This is a genomic window from Plantibacter cousiniae (nom. nud.) (assembly GCF_977070315.1).
The window spans coordinates 688,178-704,163 of record NZ_CDRVEU010000002.1 but is presented as its reverse complement, the minus strand read 5'-3'; the positions used below and the strand labels follow the sequence as shown (position 1 = coordinate 704,163).

23 protein-coding genes are annotated in these 15,986 nt (G+C 55.6%); 15 read left to right on the top strand and 8 right to left on the bottom strand.

Features of this window, described 5'->3' with window-relative positions; genetic code table 11:
* Nucleotides 1-945 (top strand): hypothetical protein (locus ACW55A_RS06795; protein WP_498810624.1); only part of this gene is annotated, 945 nt, incomplete at its 5' end.
* A gap of 11 nt (nt 946-956) precedes the next feature.
* Here the strand turns inward: ACW55A_RS06795 and ACW55A_RS06790 are convergent.
* A complete protein-coding gene (locus ACW55A_RS06790; protein WP_498810625.1) occupies nt 957-1,535 on the bottom strand; it encodes a hypothetical protein in 579 nt (192 codons plus the stop codon).
* 108 nt (nt 1,536-1,643) lie between these two features.
* Here ACW55A_RS06790 and ACW55A_RS06785 point away from each other — a divergent pair, with 108 nt between their 5' ends.
* On the top strand, nt 1,644-1,859 hold the full coding sequence (locus tag ACW55A_RS06785) for a hypothetical protein (RefSeq protein WP_003364237.1): 216 nt from the start codon (nt 1,644-1,646) through the stop codon (nt 1,857-1,859).
* Here ACW55A_RS06785 and ACW55A_RS06780 read toward each other — a convergent pair.
* The 4 genes from ACW55A_RS06780 to ACW55A_RS06765 form a co-directional block, all read right to left on the bottom strand.
* Nucleotides 1,856-2,182: a hypothetical protein gene (locus ACW55A_RS06780; protein WP_498810626.1), complete on the bottom strand. Its 327-nt coding sequence runs from the start codon at nt 2,180-2,182 to the stop codon at nt 1,856-1,858. The genes ACW55A_RS06785 and ACW55A_RS06780 overlap by 4 nt on opposite strands.
* 81 nt (nt 2,183-2,263) lie before the next feature.
* Nucleotides 2,264-2,722 (bottom strand): hypothetical protein, encoded by a 459-nt coding sequence (locus ACW55A_RS06775; protein ID WP_236534955.1) that lies wholly within the window; start codon nt 2,720-2,722, stop codon nt 2,264-2,266.
* Nucleotides 2,719-2,958: a hypothetical protein gene (locus ACW55A_RS06770; protein WP_003393082.1), complete on the bottom strand. Its 240-nt coding sequence runs from the start codon at nt 2,956-2,958 to the stop codon at nt 2,719-2,721. Before ACW55A_RS06770 ends, ACW55A_RS06775 begins: the two co-directional genes overlap by 4 nt.
* Entirely contained in the window at nt 2,955-3,962 is a 1,008-nt protein-coding gene (locus ACW55A_RS06765; protein WP_498810627.1) for a hypothetical protein, read from the bottom strand. The genes ACW55A_RS06770 and ACW55A_RS06765 overlap by 4 nt, the downstream gene beginning before the upstream one ends.
* Nucleotides 3,963-4,067: 105 nt before the next feature.
* Between ACW55A_RS06765 and ACW55A_RS06760 the strand changes: the two genes are divergently transcribed.
* On the top strand, nt 4,068-4,295 hold the full coding sequence (locus ACW55A_RS06760) for a hypothetical protein (RefSeq protein ID WP_498810628.1): 228 nt from the start codon (nt 4,068-4,070) through the stop codon (nt 4,293-4,295).
* 49 nt (nt 4,296-4,344) lie between these two features.
* Here ACW55A_RS06760 and ACW55A_RS06755 read toward each other — a convergent pair whose 3' ends face one another.
* Both ACW55A_RS06755 and ACW55A_RS06750 read right to left on the bottom strand, forming a co-directional pair.
* Entirely contained in the window at nt 4,345-4,653 is a 309-nt protein-coding gene (locus ACW55A_RS06755) for a hypothetical protein (RefSeq protein WP_498810629.1), read from the bottom strand.
* A gap of 286 nt (nt 4,654-4,939) precedes the next feature.
* Nucleotides 4,940-5,278 carry a hypothetical protein gene (locus tag ACW55A_RS06750; RefSeq protein ID WP_498810630.1) on the bottom strand — a complete coding sequence of 113 codons (339 nt, stop codon included), beginning with the start codon at nt 5,276-5,278 and terminating at the stop codon, nt 4,940-4,942.
* Nucleotides 5,279-5,885: 607 nt separating this feature from the next.
* Between ACW55A_RS06750 and ACW55A_RS06745 the strand changes: the two genes are divergently transcribed.
* The 3 genes from ACW55A_RS06745 (at nt 5,886) to ACW55A_RS06735 (ending at nt 7,192) form a co-directional block, all read left to right on the top strand.
* Nucleotides 5,886-6,353 carry a hypothetical protein gene (locus ACW55A_RS06745; protein ID WP_498810631.1) on the top strand — a complete coding sequence of 156 codons (468 nt, stop codon included), beginning with the start codon at nt 5,886-5,888 and terminating at the stop codon, nt 6,351-6,353.
* A gap of 108 nt (nt 6,354-6,461) precedes the next feature.
* Entirely contained in the window at nt 6,462-6,776 is a 315-nt protein-coding gene (locus ACW55A_RS06740) for a phage holin family protein (protein WP_498810632.1), read from the top strand.
* Nucleotides 6,773-7,192, top strand: a complete 420-nt coding sequence (locus ACW55A_RS06735; RefSeq protein ID WP_104698499.1) for a hypothetical protein — start codon at nt 6,773-6,775, stop codon at nt 7,190-7,192. Before ACW55A_RS06740 ends, ACW55A_RS06735 begins: the two co-directional genes overlap by 4 nt.
* 28 nt (nt 7,193-7,220) lie before the next feature.
* Here the strand turns inward: ACW55A_RS06735 and ACW55A_RS06730 are convergent, their stop codons facing one another.
* Complete coding sequence (locus ACW55A_RS06730) at nt 7,221-8,846, bottom strand: methyl-accepting chemotaxis protein (protein ID WP_498810633.1); 1,626 nt, start codon at nt 8,844-8,846, stop codon at nt 7,221-7,223.
* Between the two features lie 110 nt (nt 8,847-8,956).
* Here ACW55A_RS06730 and lysC point away from each other — a divergent pair, with 110 nt between their 5' ends.
* From lysC to ACW55A_RS06685, 9 genes are all read left to right on the top strand, one after another.
* Nucleotides 8,957-9,301, top strand: coding sequence for an Rz1-like lysis system protein LysC (gene lysC, locus ACW55A_RS06725; protein WP_499140260.1), 345 nt, complete (start codon nt 8,957-8,959; stop codon nt 9,299-9,301).
* 464 nt (nt 9,302-9,765) lie between these two features.
* Nucleotides 9,766-10,125: a hypothetical protein gene (locus ACW55A_RS06720; protein ID WP_057434163.1), complete on the top strand. Its 360-nt coding sequence runs from the start codon at nt 9,766-9,768 to the stop codon at nt 10,123-10,125.
* Nucleotides 10,116-10,511, top strand: a complete 396-nt coding sequence (locus ACW55A_RS06715) for an HNH endonuclease (protein ID WP_104698495.1) — start codon at nt 10,116-10,118, stop codon at nt 10,509-10,511. The genes ACW55A_RS06720 and ACW55A_RS06715 overlap by 10 nt, the downstream gene beginning before the upstream one ends.
* A gap of 167 nt (nt 10,512-10,678) precedes the next feature.
* Nucleotides 10,679-11,164, top strand: coding sequence for a phage terminase small subunit P27 family (locus ACW55A_RS06710; protein ID WP_236471184.1), 486 nt, complete (start codon nt 10,679-10,681; stop codon nt 11,162-11,164).
* Nucleotides 11,165-12,898, top strand: a complete 1,734-nt coding sequence (locus ACW55A_RS06705; RefSeq protein WP_236471185.1) for a terminase large subunit — start codon at nt 11,165-11,167, stop codon at nt 12,896-12,898. It begins immediately after the preceding gene.
* Nucleotides 12,895-13,059, top strand: a complete 165-nt coding sequence (locus ACW55A_RS06700) for a hypothetical protein (RefSeq protein WP_162836997.1) — start codon at nt 12,895-12,897, stop codon at nt 13,057-13,059. Before ACW55A_RS06705 ends, ACW55A_RS06700 begins: the two co-directional genes overlap by 4 nt.
* Complete coding sequence (locus ACW55A_RS06695; protein ID WP_060707618.1) at nt 13,052-14,362, top strand: phage portal protein; 1,311 nt, start codon at nt 13,052-13,054, stop codon at nt 14,360-14,362. Before ACW55A_RS06700 ends, ACW55A_RS06695 begins: the two co-directional genes overlap by 8 nt.
* A gap of 230 nt (nt 14,363-14,592) precedes the next feature.
* Complete coding sequence (locus ACW55A_RS06690) at nt 14,593-15,078, top strand: HK97-gp10 family putative phage morphogenesis protein (protein ID WP_236471190.1); 486 nt, start codon at nt 14,593-14,595, stop codon at nt 15,076-15,078.
* A gap of 40 nt (nt 15,079-15,118) precedes the next feature.
* A complete protein-coding gene (locus ACW55A_RS06685) occupies nt 15,119-15,946 on the top strand; it encodes a hypothetical protein (RefSeq protein WP_498810635.1) in 828 nt (275 codons plus the stop codon).
* Nucleotides 15,947-15,986 lie beyond the last annotated feature (40 nt).

Here is a 15,986-nt window from a genome sequence, read left to right as displayed (position 1 = left end):
ACCGGAAAAGCTGACAACCGTCGTCCCGGACATTTTGTAGGGAGACATGGGGATTCCTCGCCGGGGTGGCGTGAGTCGTTGAAGTGGGCTATTGGTGGTGAAATATGTGAAGTTGTAGTGTGTGCGGTATATTCACTCGTTTTTTCTAATATTCTCCTAATAAGGATGCATGCTATGACCGTATGGGATCAGCTGGAAAAGTCGAGGGACATGCTCAAGTTCTGTGATGGGCGAGTAAAAACCGCAGCTATTAACGCGGTCAACCATATTGCTATGGCTCGGCGGATAGTAGAAATAGATCCGCAGATGGCATGCTTTCGTGCAATCTGCGCCGAGGAAGAAGCCGCTACAAGCCTGCTGACATCACTGAGAGACCAATGCTACCCTTTGAGTGATCAATACCACATTTGGTCGCATGAGAACAAAGCTGGGGTTGCGGTATTTATCAAGGCAGTAGTGCGCTGGTTTAATAGCGAATTCATATTCGAAAAGCTCGCCTTAGATAAGCCGAGGATGGTTATGACTGATGAGCCTGGCCGTCCTGCGATTGAGCTTATCTTTCCTTTAAAAGGTATGGAACATTGTCTCCGCCCGCGTCCTCCTCTAGATATCAGGACCAGCGGGAAAATGACTATGAAGGATGTGATCGGTGAGCATTTAAGAAAACAACTCAAGAAAGAGTTTTCGGCAGAAGTGAAAGCTGTCATCAAAGCAAGAGCGAACGAACGTAACCTGTTGCTTTATGCTTCTGATGACGGATTGCCTGGTTGTTTTCCGGATGTCAACGCTTATTTGTCGAACCAGGCTGCTATTGTCAATGCTCTGATCACTGCGGTAGGTCTCATTGATCCTTGGAGGAAGCCTGACTACGCTTTTTCTGGTCTTGTTGAGGCAGCCCTTGAAGAGTATGTAGATATAATGAGGTCCGGTCGAAAAGCAAAGTGAGGGTGGCGGGCTTAGAAATCACTTTCGTTTTTTTGATTACGTTTAGCTATTTTTAACGCCGCTTTGTAACTGGCCTTGGCTTCCTTCTTGTCCGGGCACCACTCACCGGCTACCTCAACTGGCTCGCAAAGCAGCAAGTACTCGGAGCTGTGAAACCGGTTCCGGTTTATGTTGCGCCTGTAGCGAACCATGCGGTATTCGCGCTTGCCGCGTTCGCCGCGCTCTTGATACCGAGGCATCCTGATGCCCAAGAAGTGGGCAAAGCTGTCGTAGCACTCGCTCTCATCCAGGTAGGCGTCAAAATTCGTGCGCTTAGGTGCAGGTGGAGCAGACGGCATTTCGGCAATGGCGAATCGTTCGCCCTCTTTGGTCGCGAAATAGAGAATTTCGCTCTGATCGCAGAACGCCGGGGGCTTGCGACTTCCCATCAGCCCCAGCGTCACCAGAGCTTCCAAATCTGTCATGTCGCTGTGGCCTGGCCCGGCAAGGAAACGGTTTCGATACACGGTTCGGCTATCGCGACATTCAGGCCGCAGGCCCAGCGTGTGCCAGAGCAGGCCTACCTGCGCTTCGGTGGGCTTGTTGTCCATGGCGTTTCTCCATGCATGCGCCGCCCTCGGTGTCCGGTGGTGGCAAATAGGTTGGGGGTAAGCTATAGATGATGACCGGCATGGAGCCGGATCAAAGGATGGTTAGAGATGAGTGCAGAACATAGAAAACTGATAGGCATCCCAGATGGACACGGCCTCAAACATACTGGCTCCAAGTCAGAGCAACGCAAAGGGCGCGACACAGATATCGATTTCTACGATGAAACGGATGCAGAGGGAAATGTTATCGCCCAGTACGAGGTTCGCGACAGCATGTCGATCTATCCGCCGCAAGGAACGACGCTGAGTTTCAGGAAGCTTTAAGTGGGCGAAACTACCTCGTCGCCCGGATCTTTCTGAATCATCAGCATGCTCTTGCGGTGAAACTCCAGCGCCACGATTTTCGACACTGTGATTTCGTGGCGCGGAACCTCAAGCATCGGCAGCGCGCCGACCGGTCCGAGGTTGTGCAGGTGGTGAATCATCAGGGTCAGAGCCTCGCCCTGCTCCTCGATTCCAGCCCAGGCCATCAGCTCACTCAGCGCCTGCTTCGTGCCGGGCCGCACCCTGAGCCGCAATTCCTCTTCCCCGGCCTTCTGCCGCTTGAGCGCCGTCCTCTCGTTCCGCTGTTTCTGGGTCAGGGCCATTTATCAGCTCCGTGTAGCCGCTGGGCGGCAAGTGAATGTGTTGCTGGCGTCTGCCGTGGCGGACTCGGCTTTGCAGGCGATTCATGCTGCCTTAACCTGATGCCAGGCACCGGCCGCATAGAACAGCTTCGCGGCCTGAGCCTCGTCGAGCGAAACCTCGGCGGGGATCGCAATCCAGCCAGAGGCCACCAAGTGGTTCTGGTTACAGGTGCCGCGCAGCTCCAGGTAGTAATGCTCGATGGCATCGGTGAGTCGATCGACCTTGTGCAGGCCCTCGGGCGATATCTCAACGGACTTCACGTACTCAGCACCGCGCTCGTCTCGACACATGGCGCTGATGTAGATCGTCCATCGGTATGAGAAGTCGAAGAGGGCGTTCGCAATGGCCAGGGTGCGGATCTGCTTGTGGCTCTTCCAGTTCACCATGACCTGCAAACCACTGGGGTCTACGTTAACCACGGCGACATGATTAGTGCTGAGCAGGGCGCGGCAACTGCGTTCGGCGCGGACAAAGCAGTTGTTTTGCTTGCGGCGCTTCATAGCTCGGCCGCCATTTTGCGCAGTGTGTTCCTTTCGCGGCGACTCATGGCAGGGGGCTTGCGGTTCAGCACCGTGGCAGGGTCGATCCAGTCCCTGCGCTTTGGCGGCGGCTCTGGCTTGAACACGCCCACCTGCTGAATCTTGCCGTCTTTGCGCTCGAACTCGGCGATGGCCGCAGCCAAGCGCGCGGATTCGACGCTGTTGCGCTGGATGGCGCTCAGTTCGGTAGTCATCATGCTGCCACCTGCGTGATGGTTACTCCGTCCATTTGGAAATCAGCGCCTTGAGTGTGGACAAGGTCGTCCAGCGCGCCCCAGTTCACTGTGAGGACCGATATCGGTGCCCGGCCTTCGTAGACGGCTTTCACCAGCGCATGAAGGTCGGTGACGTTCGCTTCGAGCTTTGTAGGCTTGGGCGGCACCTTGGCGGATGGGGCGACGGCGGACATTCTCGGAGCTGGTTGTTCTACCGGTTTGGGAGCCACAGCGGCTTGCGGCGCAAGCGCGCTGGCTTTCGCTTTTTCAGCTTCAGCGACTCGCTCTGTTTCGGCCGCAGTCGCAAGCTTCGCTGATTCTTCAGCACGAATACGTTCACGCTGCGCCAGCTCTTTCGCTTCCTCGGCCTGCTTGTGCTCGTTCATCCGCACCTTGATGAGGGCCACCAGGTCGTCATTGTTCTTGAGCACGATCTGCTGAGCATCGTTGAACAGAAACGGATGATCCACTGCGAGCGAGCGCAAGCTTTCCAGGTTGGCGCGGATACCGTCGCCGATCTGGCTGGCCTCGATCTTGGCCCGGGCTAGTTCAGAGTCGGCGGCGTCACGCAGACTGGCGATATTTTTCTTGCCTTTGATCGCGCCTGCGAAGTCTGCAGGGATGGCCGCCTCGAGGGTAAGCCGGTGTGCGCGCTCAAGCCTGTCAGTTCCGCCGCATGGCCACTTGGCAAAGAAGATGTCGTTTCCGTTCCATTGCTGCTGGATCTGCAAAACGCACTGGCAGCACTCCGTCAGCTGTGCTGCCGCGTCGGTCTTGCTGATGTACTGATGATCGACGCCGAGATGCGCGCGCTCGTCGATATAGGCTTTAGGCCACGGGATGTCGGTGTCGCGGTGCCTGTTGGCCTGCGCATGGGTGAACAGCTCTGCCTTGTCCAGGTTGGTCGTATAACCGCCGCCCAGCGCCCAGAACGTCAGGCCGTCGCCAACGTGGCTTCGACTGTCCTGCAGGTAGAACTGGCTCATGGCAATCTCCATGCATGCGCCGCCCTCCGTGAACGGTGGTGGCAAATAGGTTGGGGGTGAGCTATAGATGATGACCGGCATGGAGCCGGATCATAGGGGTGTCAGATGAGTTTCAGTGAAAAGCCGCAAAACGATTTGGAACAGTTACTTGCTTATGGTGGGGGTATTGAGATATCGGCTTCTAACAGGACGCCTAACCAACTTAATTCCCTTGCCGCCTACGCGGAAGTGGGCGGCGGACAGCTTTGCATCACTGATTCATCAGGGCTGAGCAATGATATTCTTTATGAAATTGCAGCTTTTGGAAAAGGACATGTTTTGTTCAAAGACTGATAACTGTGAACAGAGGCGAATAGTTTTTTTCTTGTGAAATCTATTCGACTCACCTTCGGTGAATTCTTTTTGGCGGAAAGTCGATCGCGTAGTCTGCGATCAGCCTTTCCATTAGCGTGCTGCTGATCCCGATCAGGTCTTTTGCGGCCTTACGCGAAAGACCGCGATCCCTCGCTTCCTTGATCCGCAACACGTTCATGGCGTCCGTTATCGGGTTGATGCGTTCAGCCTGAACGAGCTTGAGGCTTGGTGATGGGTCGAAAGGCTTGTAATCGAAGCGGCCCTCTGTCGCGAACTTCCTGAGCATGTGCCTGCTCATGCCAGTGCGCCGCCCCACATCGGTGATGGTCATCGTCATGGCTAGCTCTTTCGCAATCGCTGCCTGCTCCTTGAGCAAACGCTCACGCTCGTCAGGAGGAGGTAGAATCGGCATAGCGTCTTGGATTGCTTGCCGGGTCCTACGGTGTGGAGCTGGGGGGCTGCTGGCGTGCTCATGCGGCCGTATCGCTTCGGCTCGGGCGTTAAAGGAAAGCCTTGCTTGGTTTCGATCACGCCACCTCGCTTGAGGAATTCGGCTACCTCGGCCTCGAGCAGCGCGGAACGCTCTTTGTTGCGCTGAATCGTGCTCAGCTCTGGACTGATCATCAGCTGGCACCGTACAGCGCGAACAGCGCTATGCCGGTGGCGATGGCAGCAGTCCAGCGCAGCATGTGAGTGGCGAACGACCGCTGACGTACAGGCTGGGCTTCCAATTGATCAGCGGCCTTGCAAGCCGCGCTGTGGCCGCGATGCACGCCGCATACAGTACCGGTCGAGCGCTCGACGATGCCGAACTCGTTATTACCGTTCGGCACGACCGTGAAGCGCGGCAGGGCTGCCGGGTTCTTGCGGCCGACCTTGTCGTAAAACTCGGCAGTGGAAAGGTTGCAGCGCTGGCGCAGGCCTTCGAGGATTGCACGACGCTGGCTGATTGTTTGATGCATGGGAGGCTCCTTGACCGCATTGGTCAGATGACAGGCGCGGGTGACAAAACCCAGCCGTGAGACTGGCCTGGCACCTGCCGATGCGGTCGTTTGATTTAGGGGGGAGGGTGATGCAGGGGGCCGATTTAACGGTTTGAACTCATCCGCATCGGAGATTGATCGGAACACCAGGGCGCTACCCCTGCTTGATTCCCGCCGCGTTTCAGGTATTGGCCGACAGATTCGGCTCAGGACTTTTCCGGGGCTTTGCGATCCTAGCGCTGCAGCCCGCTTGGGCACGCTCCGATCAATCTCCGATGCGGCCTGGTCTGCGTTTAAGCGTTCCAGGCGATCGGGAAGGTCTCCAACCTTCAGACGGGGACTCTGATTATTTACATTGCCGTAGTCCCGTGAAGCGGCAATTTCTGTCTGGCTTTCGCCATGTTCCTTGGTGCAGCTATCAGCAGATCGCCGCCACTGGCCGAATCTTGTCCGAGCCCTTACGGCTGATCTTCTGTTCGTACCAGCGCGGCACCACTCATGATTTAGTCCGGTCAAACTCTGGGCTTTTTGTTGGATGTGGTGCCCATGTGTGGCATTGTGATTGCTCAAATCGCGGAGCAAGACGATGACGAAATTTTCAGAAATCGCCAACGCATATCGAAAGTCCTTGGAAGATGATGACCAGGATCTTAAAAGCTTACGTGGTACCGCTTTGACTTTGCGCAAAGAGTTTGCGAAGTACCTCGGTTTGTCCGAAAGCAATTCCAATCTAATCGATGAACAGAATCAGCCCGCTATTGCGATTGGTGTGCTCGATGGGCAAGGCAGATTTAAAAGTGTCACGCGCACGGCTTTTCCTCGAGTATCCAGTTCACAAATCCAATTTGTCATTCGTCTAAACTTCGACCCAGACTCTATTGGTCTTGAGCAGGGCATCCTCTTGTTTCAGCTCCATATGGAGCGATCAGAAACGGGTGTTACAGTTTTTCTCGACGATGAAACATCTTTCGACGTCGGTATTTATGATATGCATCCTTTGTTTGATGAAATGTTCAATCGAGCGATCGCTAAGGCCCGTAGTGCAAAGAGGTAATGGCCTTTTGGTGAGTTTATTCACGGCATAACTTTCATCGTTAGCCCCAGCGATTGCTGGGGTTTTTTGTTTTGTAGATCCCGAAAGGGTTGAGACCGGATGCGCACCATGCCTGACAAACCAGATACGTGGGCCAGGATCGTGGCGGCCATTTCAAACCCACTGTGGCAGGGCATGATTATGGCCATCGTCGTCTCTCTACTTCGCATCCTCTATGACGCCAAAGAAACCAGCAAACGCCGGATCTTCTTTGAAGCGTTGATCTGCGGTGCCCTCAGTTTGGTTGCTTCAAGCTTGATAGAGTGGATGACATGGCCGCCCAGTCTGTCTGTTGCCGCTGGTGGAACCATCGGCTTTCTCGGCGTTACGGCCATACGCGAGTTGGTGACCCGATTCATTGGCCGCAAGGTGGATTCCGTATGAAGGCTATTGCCGCTGCAATCATCATCGGCCTTGTTGCTCTGCTGCTCGTTAGTATCCAGCAGTATCGCGTCATCGCGCTGGAAGGGCAGGTAACGCTGCAAACGAAGTCCGCCAAGGATGCAACCGAAGCCAACACCGAAAGCCAGAAGACAATCACCACGCTCCAGGCTGAGGCCAAGCGTAATGCCAACTACCTGGCCGATCTACAGCAGCGCCTCAAGGCCAGCGAAGACAAGGCTCGACAGGCGAGGAAAGACTTTGAAGACCTCAAGCGTAAGAGCCCGGCTGTTCGTAAGTGGGCTGATCAGCCTTTGCCTGACGGTCTGCGCGGCAAGCCCGCGACCAGTGGTGGTAAAGACATGAGTGCCAAGGATGCTAATACAGTCTTGGCGCCTGACCTAATTCAACTCGATTAGGTCAGGCTACATGATTTTTTAGTCAAGCTTAAAGTGTAAACTTTCTCACCATGCCGTCGAGGTCGACGGCCAAACCTGACATTTTCTTACTTGCGCTCATTATGTGGTGTGTACCTTTTTCAGTTTCGCCAGATAGGTCTCGAATGCTTATTAAGTTGCGGTCCACCTCCCTTGCTACATAGGCCTGTTCTTCTGAGGCTGTAGCAATTTGCATGTTGCGCTCCTCAATAAGTTGTACAGCGTCCATAATTTCTTGTAATGCTTTACCCGCTTCCTGAGCTATGTTGTACGTAGCATGTGCCTGAGATGTACTTGTTTGCATCGAGCTCACAGCACCCTTAGTACCTTCTTGGATAGCAATGATCATGCTTTCGATTTTTTTAGTCGATTCCTGCGTGCGTTGGGCTAGCGCACGAACCTCATCAGCTACAACAGCAAAGCCTCTGCCTTGCTCTCCAGCTCGTGCTGCCTCAATGGCAGCGTTCAATGCAAGCAGGTTGGTTTGACCGGCGATCGCTTGAATTACGCTGACGACCTCAGCAATATTCTGGGCCTGGTCCGCAAGATCTTGTACTTGTTCTGAGGTAATTTCCACCTGAGAAGTGAGTTGCTTCATAGCGTCCAGTGTCTGAGTCACCTTACTATTTCCAAGTTTTGCCGCGTGACTCGATTCGCGTGCCGACTCAGATGTGGATGTTGCATTCCGTGCCACCTCTTCAACGGCAGCGCTCATCTGGGTAACGGCCGTGGCTGCTTGATCGATTTGGCCGTTTTGCTGTTCTTGAGTTAAACCAGCTTTGTCGGTGACTGTTTGCATCTGCGTGGCTGACGATGTCAGTTCAGCAGAAGAATTCACGATACCCTGAATCGTCTGCCTAAGATTTTCTTGCATTTGTTTGAGGGCTTGCATCAAACCGGCGGCTTCATCTTTTCCAGACACGTTGATGGAGCGATTCAATTCACCTCTAGCTATGGCCTCAGCGACACCCAGGCAATCTCCTATGGGGCTAGACATGCTTTTTGTAAGTCTCCAAGCAAGTAAAACTGTGATCAAAAGGGAAATGATGACTATAAAAAACATGACTTTAAGGCTGTGCTCATATACGACAGCAGAGTGCTCGCCAGATTCTTTCACTCCTTCGGAATTTACATCGCGCAGGGCTGTAAGTTTAATCTGGTAGTTTTTGGCGTTATCTGCTTGAGGACCATTGGCGTACTCAATAGCAGCATCCCGATCTGCTCGAGCGAGTCCAACCAAATGGTCTAACCCGTCAAGGTATTGCTTCATCAGTGTGGACGCTTCTTCAAATCGTGCTTTTTCTTGTTCTCCAGAAATTAAATATCTTCTGTAGTAATCTGTTAGCGTATTGAGTTCATCACGATTTCTTTTTATTGCCTCTGCTGTGGTGTCGAACACTTCGGAGTCTGTCGACGCAAGTAAGCGGATACCTTCCAGTCGAGTATGAAGCAATGCTATCTGAATATCGTCAGCCTTTTGAATACTAGGTAACCAGTCGTTCTCGAGGGTCTGTTGAGTCGATCTAAGGTCGCGTATTTGCTCGAAGGCGAAGGCGCCCAGCAGCAGTACGAAAACCGTAATAATAGAAAAGGCAATAGCTGCCCTGGGAGCTATGCGAAAGGATCTAAAGTTCATGAAGTCATCCCTGTGTAATGTACTGTGAGTTGGGCTTTACGAATGTATCTGCCAGATGGGCTTAAACTTGAGCGGCAATCCATGACAAACACCTTTAAAGGTCGCAGCCTTTGCGGCGCCCTTTGTACCATCGGATTGCTCGGGGGCTGAAGGGCCGTTTTTTTAGCCACAAAAGACCGTTGATACGCTCAGAGCCAACAGAAAGACTGATTTTGCCTGGACTCCTCAGCCTCTGCCTAACGGCCTGCGCGGCAACTCCGCAGCCAGTGGCGATTAAGAAGACATCTGTAAGACTGGAAGCGCCGGAAATGGTCCCGTGTGAGCGGGTAAGTGAAAGCGACGACGAGCTAGCCCTGAATGGCGATCTTTGGGCGTTGAAAAATCGTGTCATCAACCTGCTGGATACCTGTGCTGACCAGGTGGATGCGCAGATACAACGTAGCAAATCAAAGTGATATTTCAAGGAAGCAAACGCTTAAAAAATCGAACGTCTATTCGAGTTTACCAAGCATAATACGGGCTGCGAATTTTCGGCCAAATTAGCGTTCAGAATGGATAGCTCATATAAACGGGTCATGCATTCGTGCTGCGCAACTAATGAGTCATTAAGTTTTTCCAAAAGCTCAACAACTACCGGGTCTTCTGAAGCGTATATAGCCTTCAGCTTTAGGACTGTGTCCGAGAGTATTTGATGGTTATTAATTATTTGGTCCAAGTCGGGCATGGCTCCTCCTGAGCTATCTTGCCAAGCTTCAAAATCTTACATCGGCACAGACTTTCTCGGCTTGAGCGGTTGTCAAGGAATCCCGCCGAACGGTATCAATCTGACCGCAAACAGGTTTCTTGCGGGGTTTGGTGGCGAGATGCATTGGGTGTGCCTTTCGGCGTTAGTAGTTCAAGAAGTGGAGCAAGGTGGCATATGAACGAGCACAGCAACTCATTGCTAAGCCAGATACAAAAGCTGACACCGAGCAAGGGCGATCTACTGGTGATCTACCCAGAGAACCCTATGACAGTCCTTCAGCACGAACGAGTGACCAAGAGCCTTGAGCCATTTGCTCAGCGGATTGGGTGCAACTTGCTGGTAAGTCAACCTGGCATTCAGGTGGCTCTGCAGCCGAACGGTGCTGCGATCCTTGAAGAGATGCGCAAGCAGACAGAACTGCTTCGGCTGATGACAGAGCAACAGACGCTTCTGATCGACGCACTGAGTGAAGAAGAGCCAGAAGACCCTGATGCACCGCCCCAGACTTACCTGGACGGTACACCATGCCGTTGAGGCCGCAGAAACCATGCAATGCCCAGGGCTGCAACACATTGACCCGCAACCCTCGGTACTGTGACGCGCATAAGGATGTAGGCAAGCAGTTCGAAGTGAATCCGCGGGAGAAGCAACGCGAGACCAGCAGCCAGCGCGGCTACAGCTACAAGTGGCAACAGGCGCGCAAGGGCTTCTTGGCTAAGCATCCGCTCTGCGTAGAGTGCGAGCGCGTTGGACGTGTCACAGCGTCGACAGACGTTGATCACATCGTTCCTCACAAGGGTGACATGGACCTGTTCTGGGATCGATCCAACTGGCAGGCCATGTGTCACCCATGCCACAGCACGAAGACGGCGACAGAGGACGGCGGCTGGGGTAACACCCAGGCAGCCCGGCCTCGCTGACCGAAAAGAGAACGATTCTCGTCGAATTTCACGGAAATGCACCGATATGGTGCGCGCACCAGTCTGGTGCGGTGGGGGAGGGTCAAAAGTCTGGTCCCTTTCGCTTCTAGACCGCGCCCTCAGTCGTTTTTTTACACCCGCGAAATTAAAAATTCTGGAGTTGCGCGATGGGAGGTACCGCCACGGTCGCCGGCCGTGGTCGCAAACCCAAGCCGACCGCCAAGAAAGCACTAGCCGGAAATCCCGGCAAACGCGCGCTGAATAAGGCCGAGCCCGCTTTTTCGAAGATCACAAATGTTGATCCGCCCGAATGGCTCAGCGACCGCGCTTCGCAGATGTGGACGATGATTGTTCCCGAGCTTCTGCGCGAAAATGTGGTCGCGATAACTGATTTACACAACGTCGAAGCGTTCTGCGTTGCATACGACAACTGGCGGATGGCGCAGGAGTCAGTCCAGGCACACGGCATCGTGGTTACTGGTGCCACCGGCGGACCGATGAAAAACCCGGCACTGACCGCCGCGAACGAAACGATGCGGCAAATGGTGACGTTCGGGGCGATGCTCGGCCTTGACCCGGCCAACCGCACACGTCTTATCGGAGGAAACAAGGAAAAAGAGACCAACGAATTCGAAGAACTATTGAGATCCTGAATGGCCAAGTCCGCCCACCCCAACGTTGATAAAGCGATGGTTTGGGGTAGGTCTCTGCTACGTGGAAAGGTGCCAGCTTGTCGGTACATCCATCAGGCAGTGCAGCGCCATTTCGATGACATGGCGGCCAGCCGCAAGCGCGGGTTCAGGTTCAAGTTCGATCCGGCGAAGGCTGAGAAAAAGCTCAAGCTGATCCAGCTGCTGCCACATACCAAGGGCGAATGGGCTTTCAAGCGTCAACGGATCACGCTCGAGGGGTGGCAGCTGTTTGGGCTGGCGGTAACGTTTGGTTGGGTCAAAAAGAAGGGGGGGCACCGCAGGTTCCGTGAAAGCTACTGGGAAGTGCCGCGCAAAAATGGCAAATCAGTCGTAGCCGGTGGCGTAGGCATCGGCATGTTCGTTGCTGATGATGAGTACGGCGCCGAAGTTTATTCCGGAGCGACTACCGAGAAGCAGGCATGGGAAGTGTTCAGGCCCGCGAAGCTGATGGTGACGAAGTCGCCCAAGCTGATTAAGGCGGCGGGCATCGAGGTCAATGCCTCGAACATGAACATCCCGTCCGACTTCAGCAGGTTCGAACCGCTTATCGGCAACCCGGGCGACGGTGCGTCACCCAGCTGCGCCATTGTCGATGAATACCACGAACACCCAACGTCTGCTCAGTACGACACGATGCTCACCGGCATGGGGGCAAGGCGTCAGCCGCTGATGTTCATCATCACCACGGCCGGCGCTGACATCGAGGGGCCTTGTTACGACAAGCGCCGCCAGGTGATCGAAATGCTTGCCGGCACGGTACCCGACGACGAGCTGTTCGGCTGGATCTGGACGCTTGATGAGGGCGACGACTGGACCGATCCCAAGATGCTGGCCAAGGCCAATCCGAACCACGGCGTATCCGTGTTTCAGGAGTACCTGGAAAGCCAGTTGGCCCGAGCGATCCGCTCGGCTCGGTTCACCAACACCTTCAAAACGAAGCACCTCAACCTTTGGGTGAGCGCCAAGTCTGGCTTCTTCAACATGCAGGACTGGAAGGCCTGCGAGGACACCTCCCTTACGCTTGATCAATTCGAGGGGCAAGAGTGGATCGCCGGTTTCGACCTTGCGCGAAAGCTGGACATGAACTCGAGGGCGCGCCTGTTTTGGAAGGTGATCGACGGAAAGACTCACTACTACAGCGTGGCTCCCAAGTTTTGGGTGCCATACGACACCGCTTATGACAGCGACAACAAGCGGATGTCCGAGCGCTTCCAGGCCTGGCTGAACTCGAAACACCTTGAGGTCACCGATGGTGCCGAAATCGATTACCGCGAAATCCTCGAAGACACCAAAGAGGCAAACAAACACGCACCGCTGCGCGAGTCGCCGATTGACCCACACGGTGCTACTGGGTTGAGCCATGACCTCGACGACGAGGGTTTCAACCCGGTCACCATCACCCAGAACTACACCAACATGTCCGACGCCATGAAAGAGCTGGAAGCGGCTATCACCGCTGGAAGGTTCCACCATGACGGCAATCCGATCATGACCTGGTGTATCGGCAACGTGATCGGCAAAAACATGCCCGGTAACGACGACGTAGTACGGCCCATCAAACAGGGCGATGACAACAAGATCGATGGCGCTGTTGCACTGATCATGTCGGTCGGGCGGGCGATGCTGCAAGTCGTTGCCGGCGACGGCGGCGTGGACCGATTCATGGATTCAATCCGGGACCCAATATTCGAATGAATACAGCATCAATCATTTACCTGCTGACTGCAGTGCTGGGCTTTGCCCTTGCAGTGGCAGGCGTTTACGTACTGCTTGGCGTGGGTTGGGCGCTTCTTGCCGCCGCTTCGTCATGCTTCGTCGCGGCAGCATTCATCCGAAGAGGGCTGACCAGTGGCTAAGTCCCTCCTGTCCGTACTGAGCAGCGCGGTGTCTGCGCCGCAGACGTCGATCATTGACTGGGTCGGTCGGTCGTTATCCGGTGGCGCCGGCGGGATCTGGGCCCAAACGGTCGGCAGCACGTCCACTACCGGCAAGACCATCACCGTCAACAAGGCGATGCGCTTGGCGGCCTGCTGGTCCTGCGTCCGGCTGATCTCCGAGACGATCGCCACGCTGCCCTTGGGCCTGTACATGCGCCAGGCCGACGGCGGCCGCAAGGTGGCCAGCGACAACGATCTGCACTGGATCATCAACACCAACCCCAACAGCCGAATGACCGCCGTGCAGTTCTGGGAGGCGGTGGTCGCCTCGATGCTGCTGCGAGGCAATGCCTTCGTCGAGATCGTCCGCATCGGCGGCCGGATTGTGGCACTGGAGTTCCTGCTGCCCAACCGCATGGACCTGGACGTCGCCGACAATGGCGAAATCCTCTACCGGTACCGCGAGAAGAACGGTCAGCTGCGCGACATCGCGGGCAGCGACATGATGCACATCCCGGCGTTCTCGCTGGACGGTCAGATCGGCCTGTCGCCTATCGCCTACGGCGCCGACGTCTTTGGCGCGGCGATGTCGGCAGAAGACGTGGCCGGCTCCACCTTCAAGAACGGCATGCACCAGACGGTCGCCTTCGAGGTGAACAAGACCCTCTCGCCGAAGCAGCGTGATGATTTCCGGGACTACGTCCAGCGCATCAGCGGCGCCATGAACGCCGGCAAGTCGCCGGTGCTGGAGGAGGGCGTCAGCGCGAAAGTCATCGGCATCAACCCGGTCGACGCCCAGCTGCTGGAGTCTCGCGAGTACAGCGCCGAGGAGATCTGCCGCTTCTACATGGTCGATCCGACCATGGTGGGCTACAGCGACAAGGCGTCGAACTGGGGCACGGGCCTGGAGCAGAAGCTGCTGCGCTTTCTGACTTTCACACTGCGCAGCTACATGCGCCGGATCGAGGAGGGCATCAACCGTAACCTGCTCACGCCAGCCCAGCGCCGCCAGATCTACTCGGAGTTCTCCATCGAAGGCCTGCTGCGTGCTGACAGCGCCGCCCGCGCGACGCTGTATTCGGGGATGGTGCAAAACGGCATCTACACCCGAGACGAATGCCGCATGAAAGAGAACCTGCCCAAAATGGGCGGAAATGCCGGTGTGCTAACTGTGCAAACCAACCTTTCGCCGATCGACAAACTGGGTCAGGGCGATGACGGGCAAGCCGCAAGGGCAGCTCTACAGAACTGGCTGGATCAGCCGGCAAACTCGAAGGAATAAATCATGCAACCAAAATCCAAGGCTGGCAGTTTTAACTGCGAGCTGAGCCCGCGCGCGCTCGACAGATGGAATCCGGCCATCAAAGCGGCCGTGGAGTCCACCAGCGATACCATCACCATCTACGGCGTTATTGGCCAGGACTGGTACCTACGACATCAAAGGCCCGGCTTTGCCCGATCCCGATTCAGGACTGGAATATCTCACCATCTTGGTGGCCAAGGGGGTCAACGATGGCTGACTCAGTGGATTTCCAGCTCGAGGGAATTGACTCTCTCGTTGGAAAGCTCGAATCGATCACTCAGGACATGAAGCGTAAGGGCGGACGGTCGGCGCTGCGTAAGGCTGCCCAGCTGGTGGCCAACAAGATGAAAGAAGGCGCGCAGCGGATAGACGACCCTGAAACAGGCCGATCCATCGCTGACAACGTCGCGCTTCGCTGGAACGGGAAATTGTTCAAGTCGAGCGGGGACCTGGGTTTCCGGGTTGGTGTTCTGCAAGGCGCTGTCCTCAAGAAGGGCGGCGACAAATCTGCGAACGCTGCGACGCCTCATTGGCGCTTGATCGAATTCGGTACTTCCAAAATGCGGGCGGATCCATTCGCGCGAAAAGCCTTGGCCGACAACATAGCCGAGGCAACCAACACATTCATCACTGAATACGAGAAGGCCATTGACCGCGCGATTAAAAAAGCGGCAAAGGCCTCAGGGGGGGCGTGATGTCATATGCACCCATACGCCGCGCTTCGGTAGCAGGGCGTTGACCGGGCAGGCGCTGGCCGATGCGATCGCTTACAAGGACTGGGTGTTGAACTATGTCAGCCAGTTCGTGCCGGTCGTGAACATCTGGGACGGCTTCACCGAAGCGATGACAGTCGAGGGCCTGCATCCCAACATCCTGGGCGCCGAGTTCATCAGTTCGCGGGTGGTGCCGATCATCACCGCCAACTTCGAATTCCCCGGCATCCCGCTGCCCACTGACGCTGGCGACATTTACTCGGCCATCCGCCCGTTCGGCTGCCTCAATGCCAACCCTCTACTGGCGGGCACTGGCGGCGCGCTACCGGCGGGCGTGAACGCTGTGGCCGGGTCAGTGCTGGCGGACGGCTACAAAGCCGTTGGCTCTGGCCTGACCGGTATCACCACGCGGTGGTACAAGGAGCCTGCCGCCTATGGAGAGGCGCAGTGCATCGAGCTGCATGGCAACATGGCGGCGGCGGGCGGCTACATCTACATGCAACCCACGGCCAACGTGGTACAGACCAACCTGGCGGCCGGCGACGTTATCGAAATGGTGTCGGCGGTGGAGATCATGGGTTCGTCGCGCGGCATTCTGGCTTGGGAGGCTGAGTTGACCATCACCAGGACGGTCAATGGCGCATCGTCAACGTCCTACTACCGATCGATGGACAAGTACCAAGAGCCGTTCACCATGCCTGCCATGTTCTCCGGAGAGCTGGAAACGCAGCGCGGCACGATCGACCTGAATGAAACCGTGATCACCTCACGCATGGGTCTGTACCTGGCTGCAGGCGTGCCGCAGGACTCGACGGTCAAGGCCGCGCAGTTTGGGATACGCAAGGTGTGAAGGGTGGCATCTACTCTGCCTGATACGCACTACAGTTATC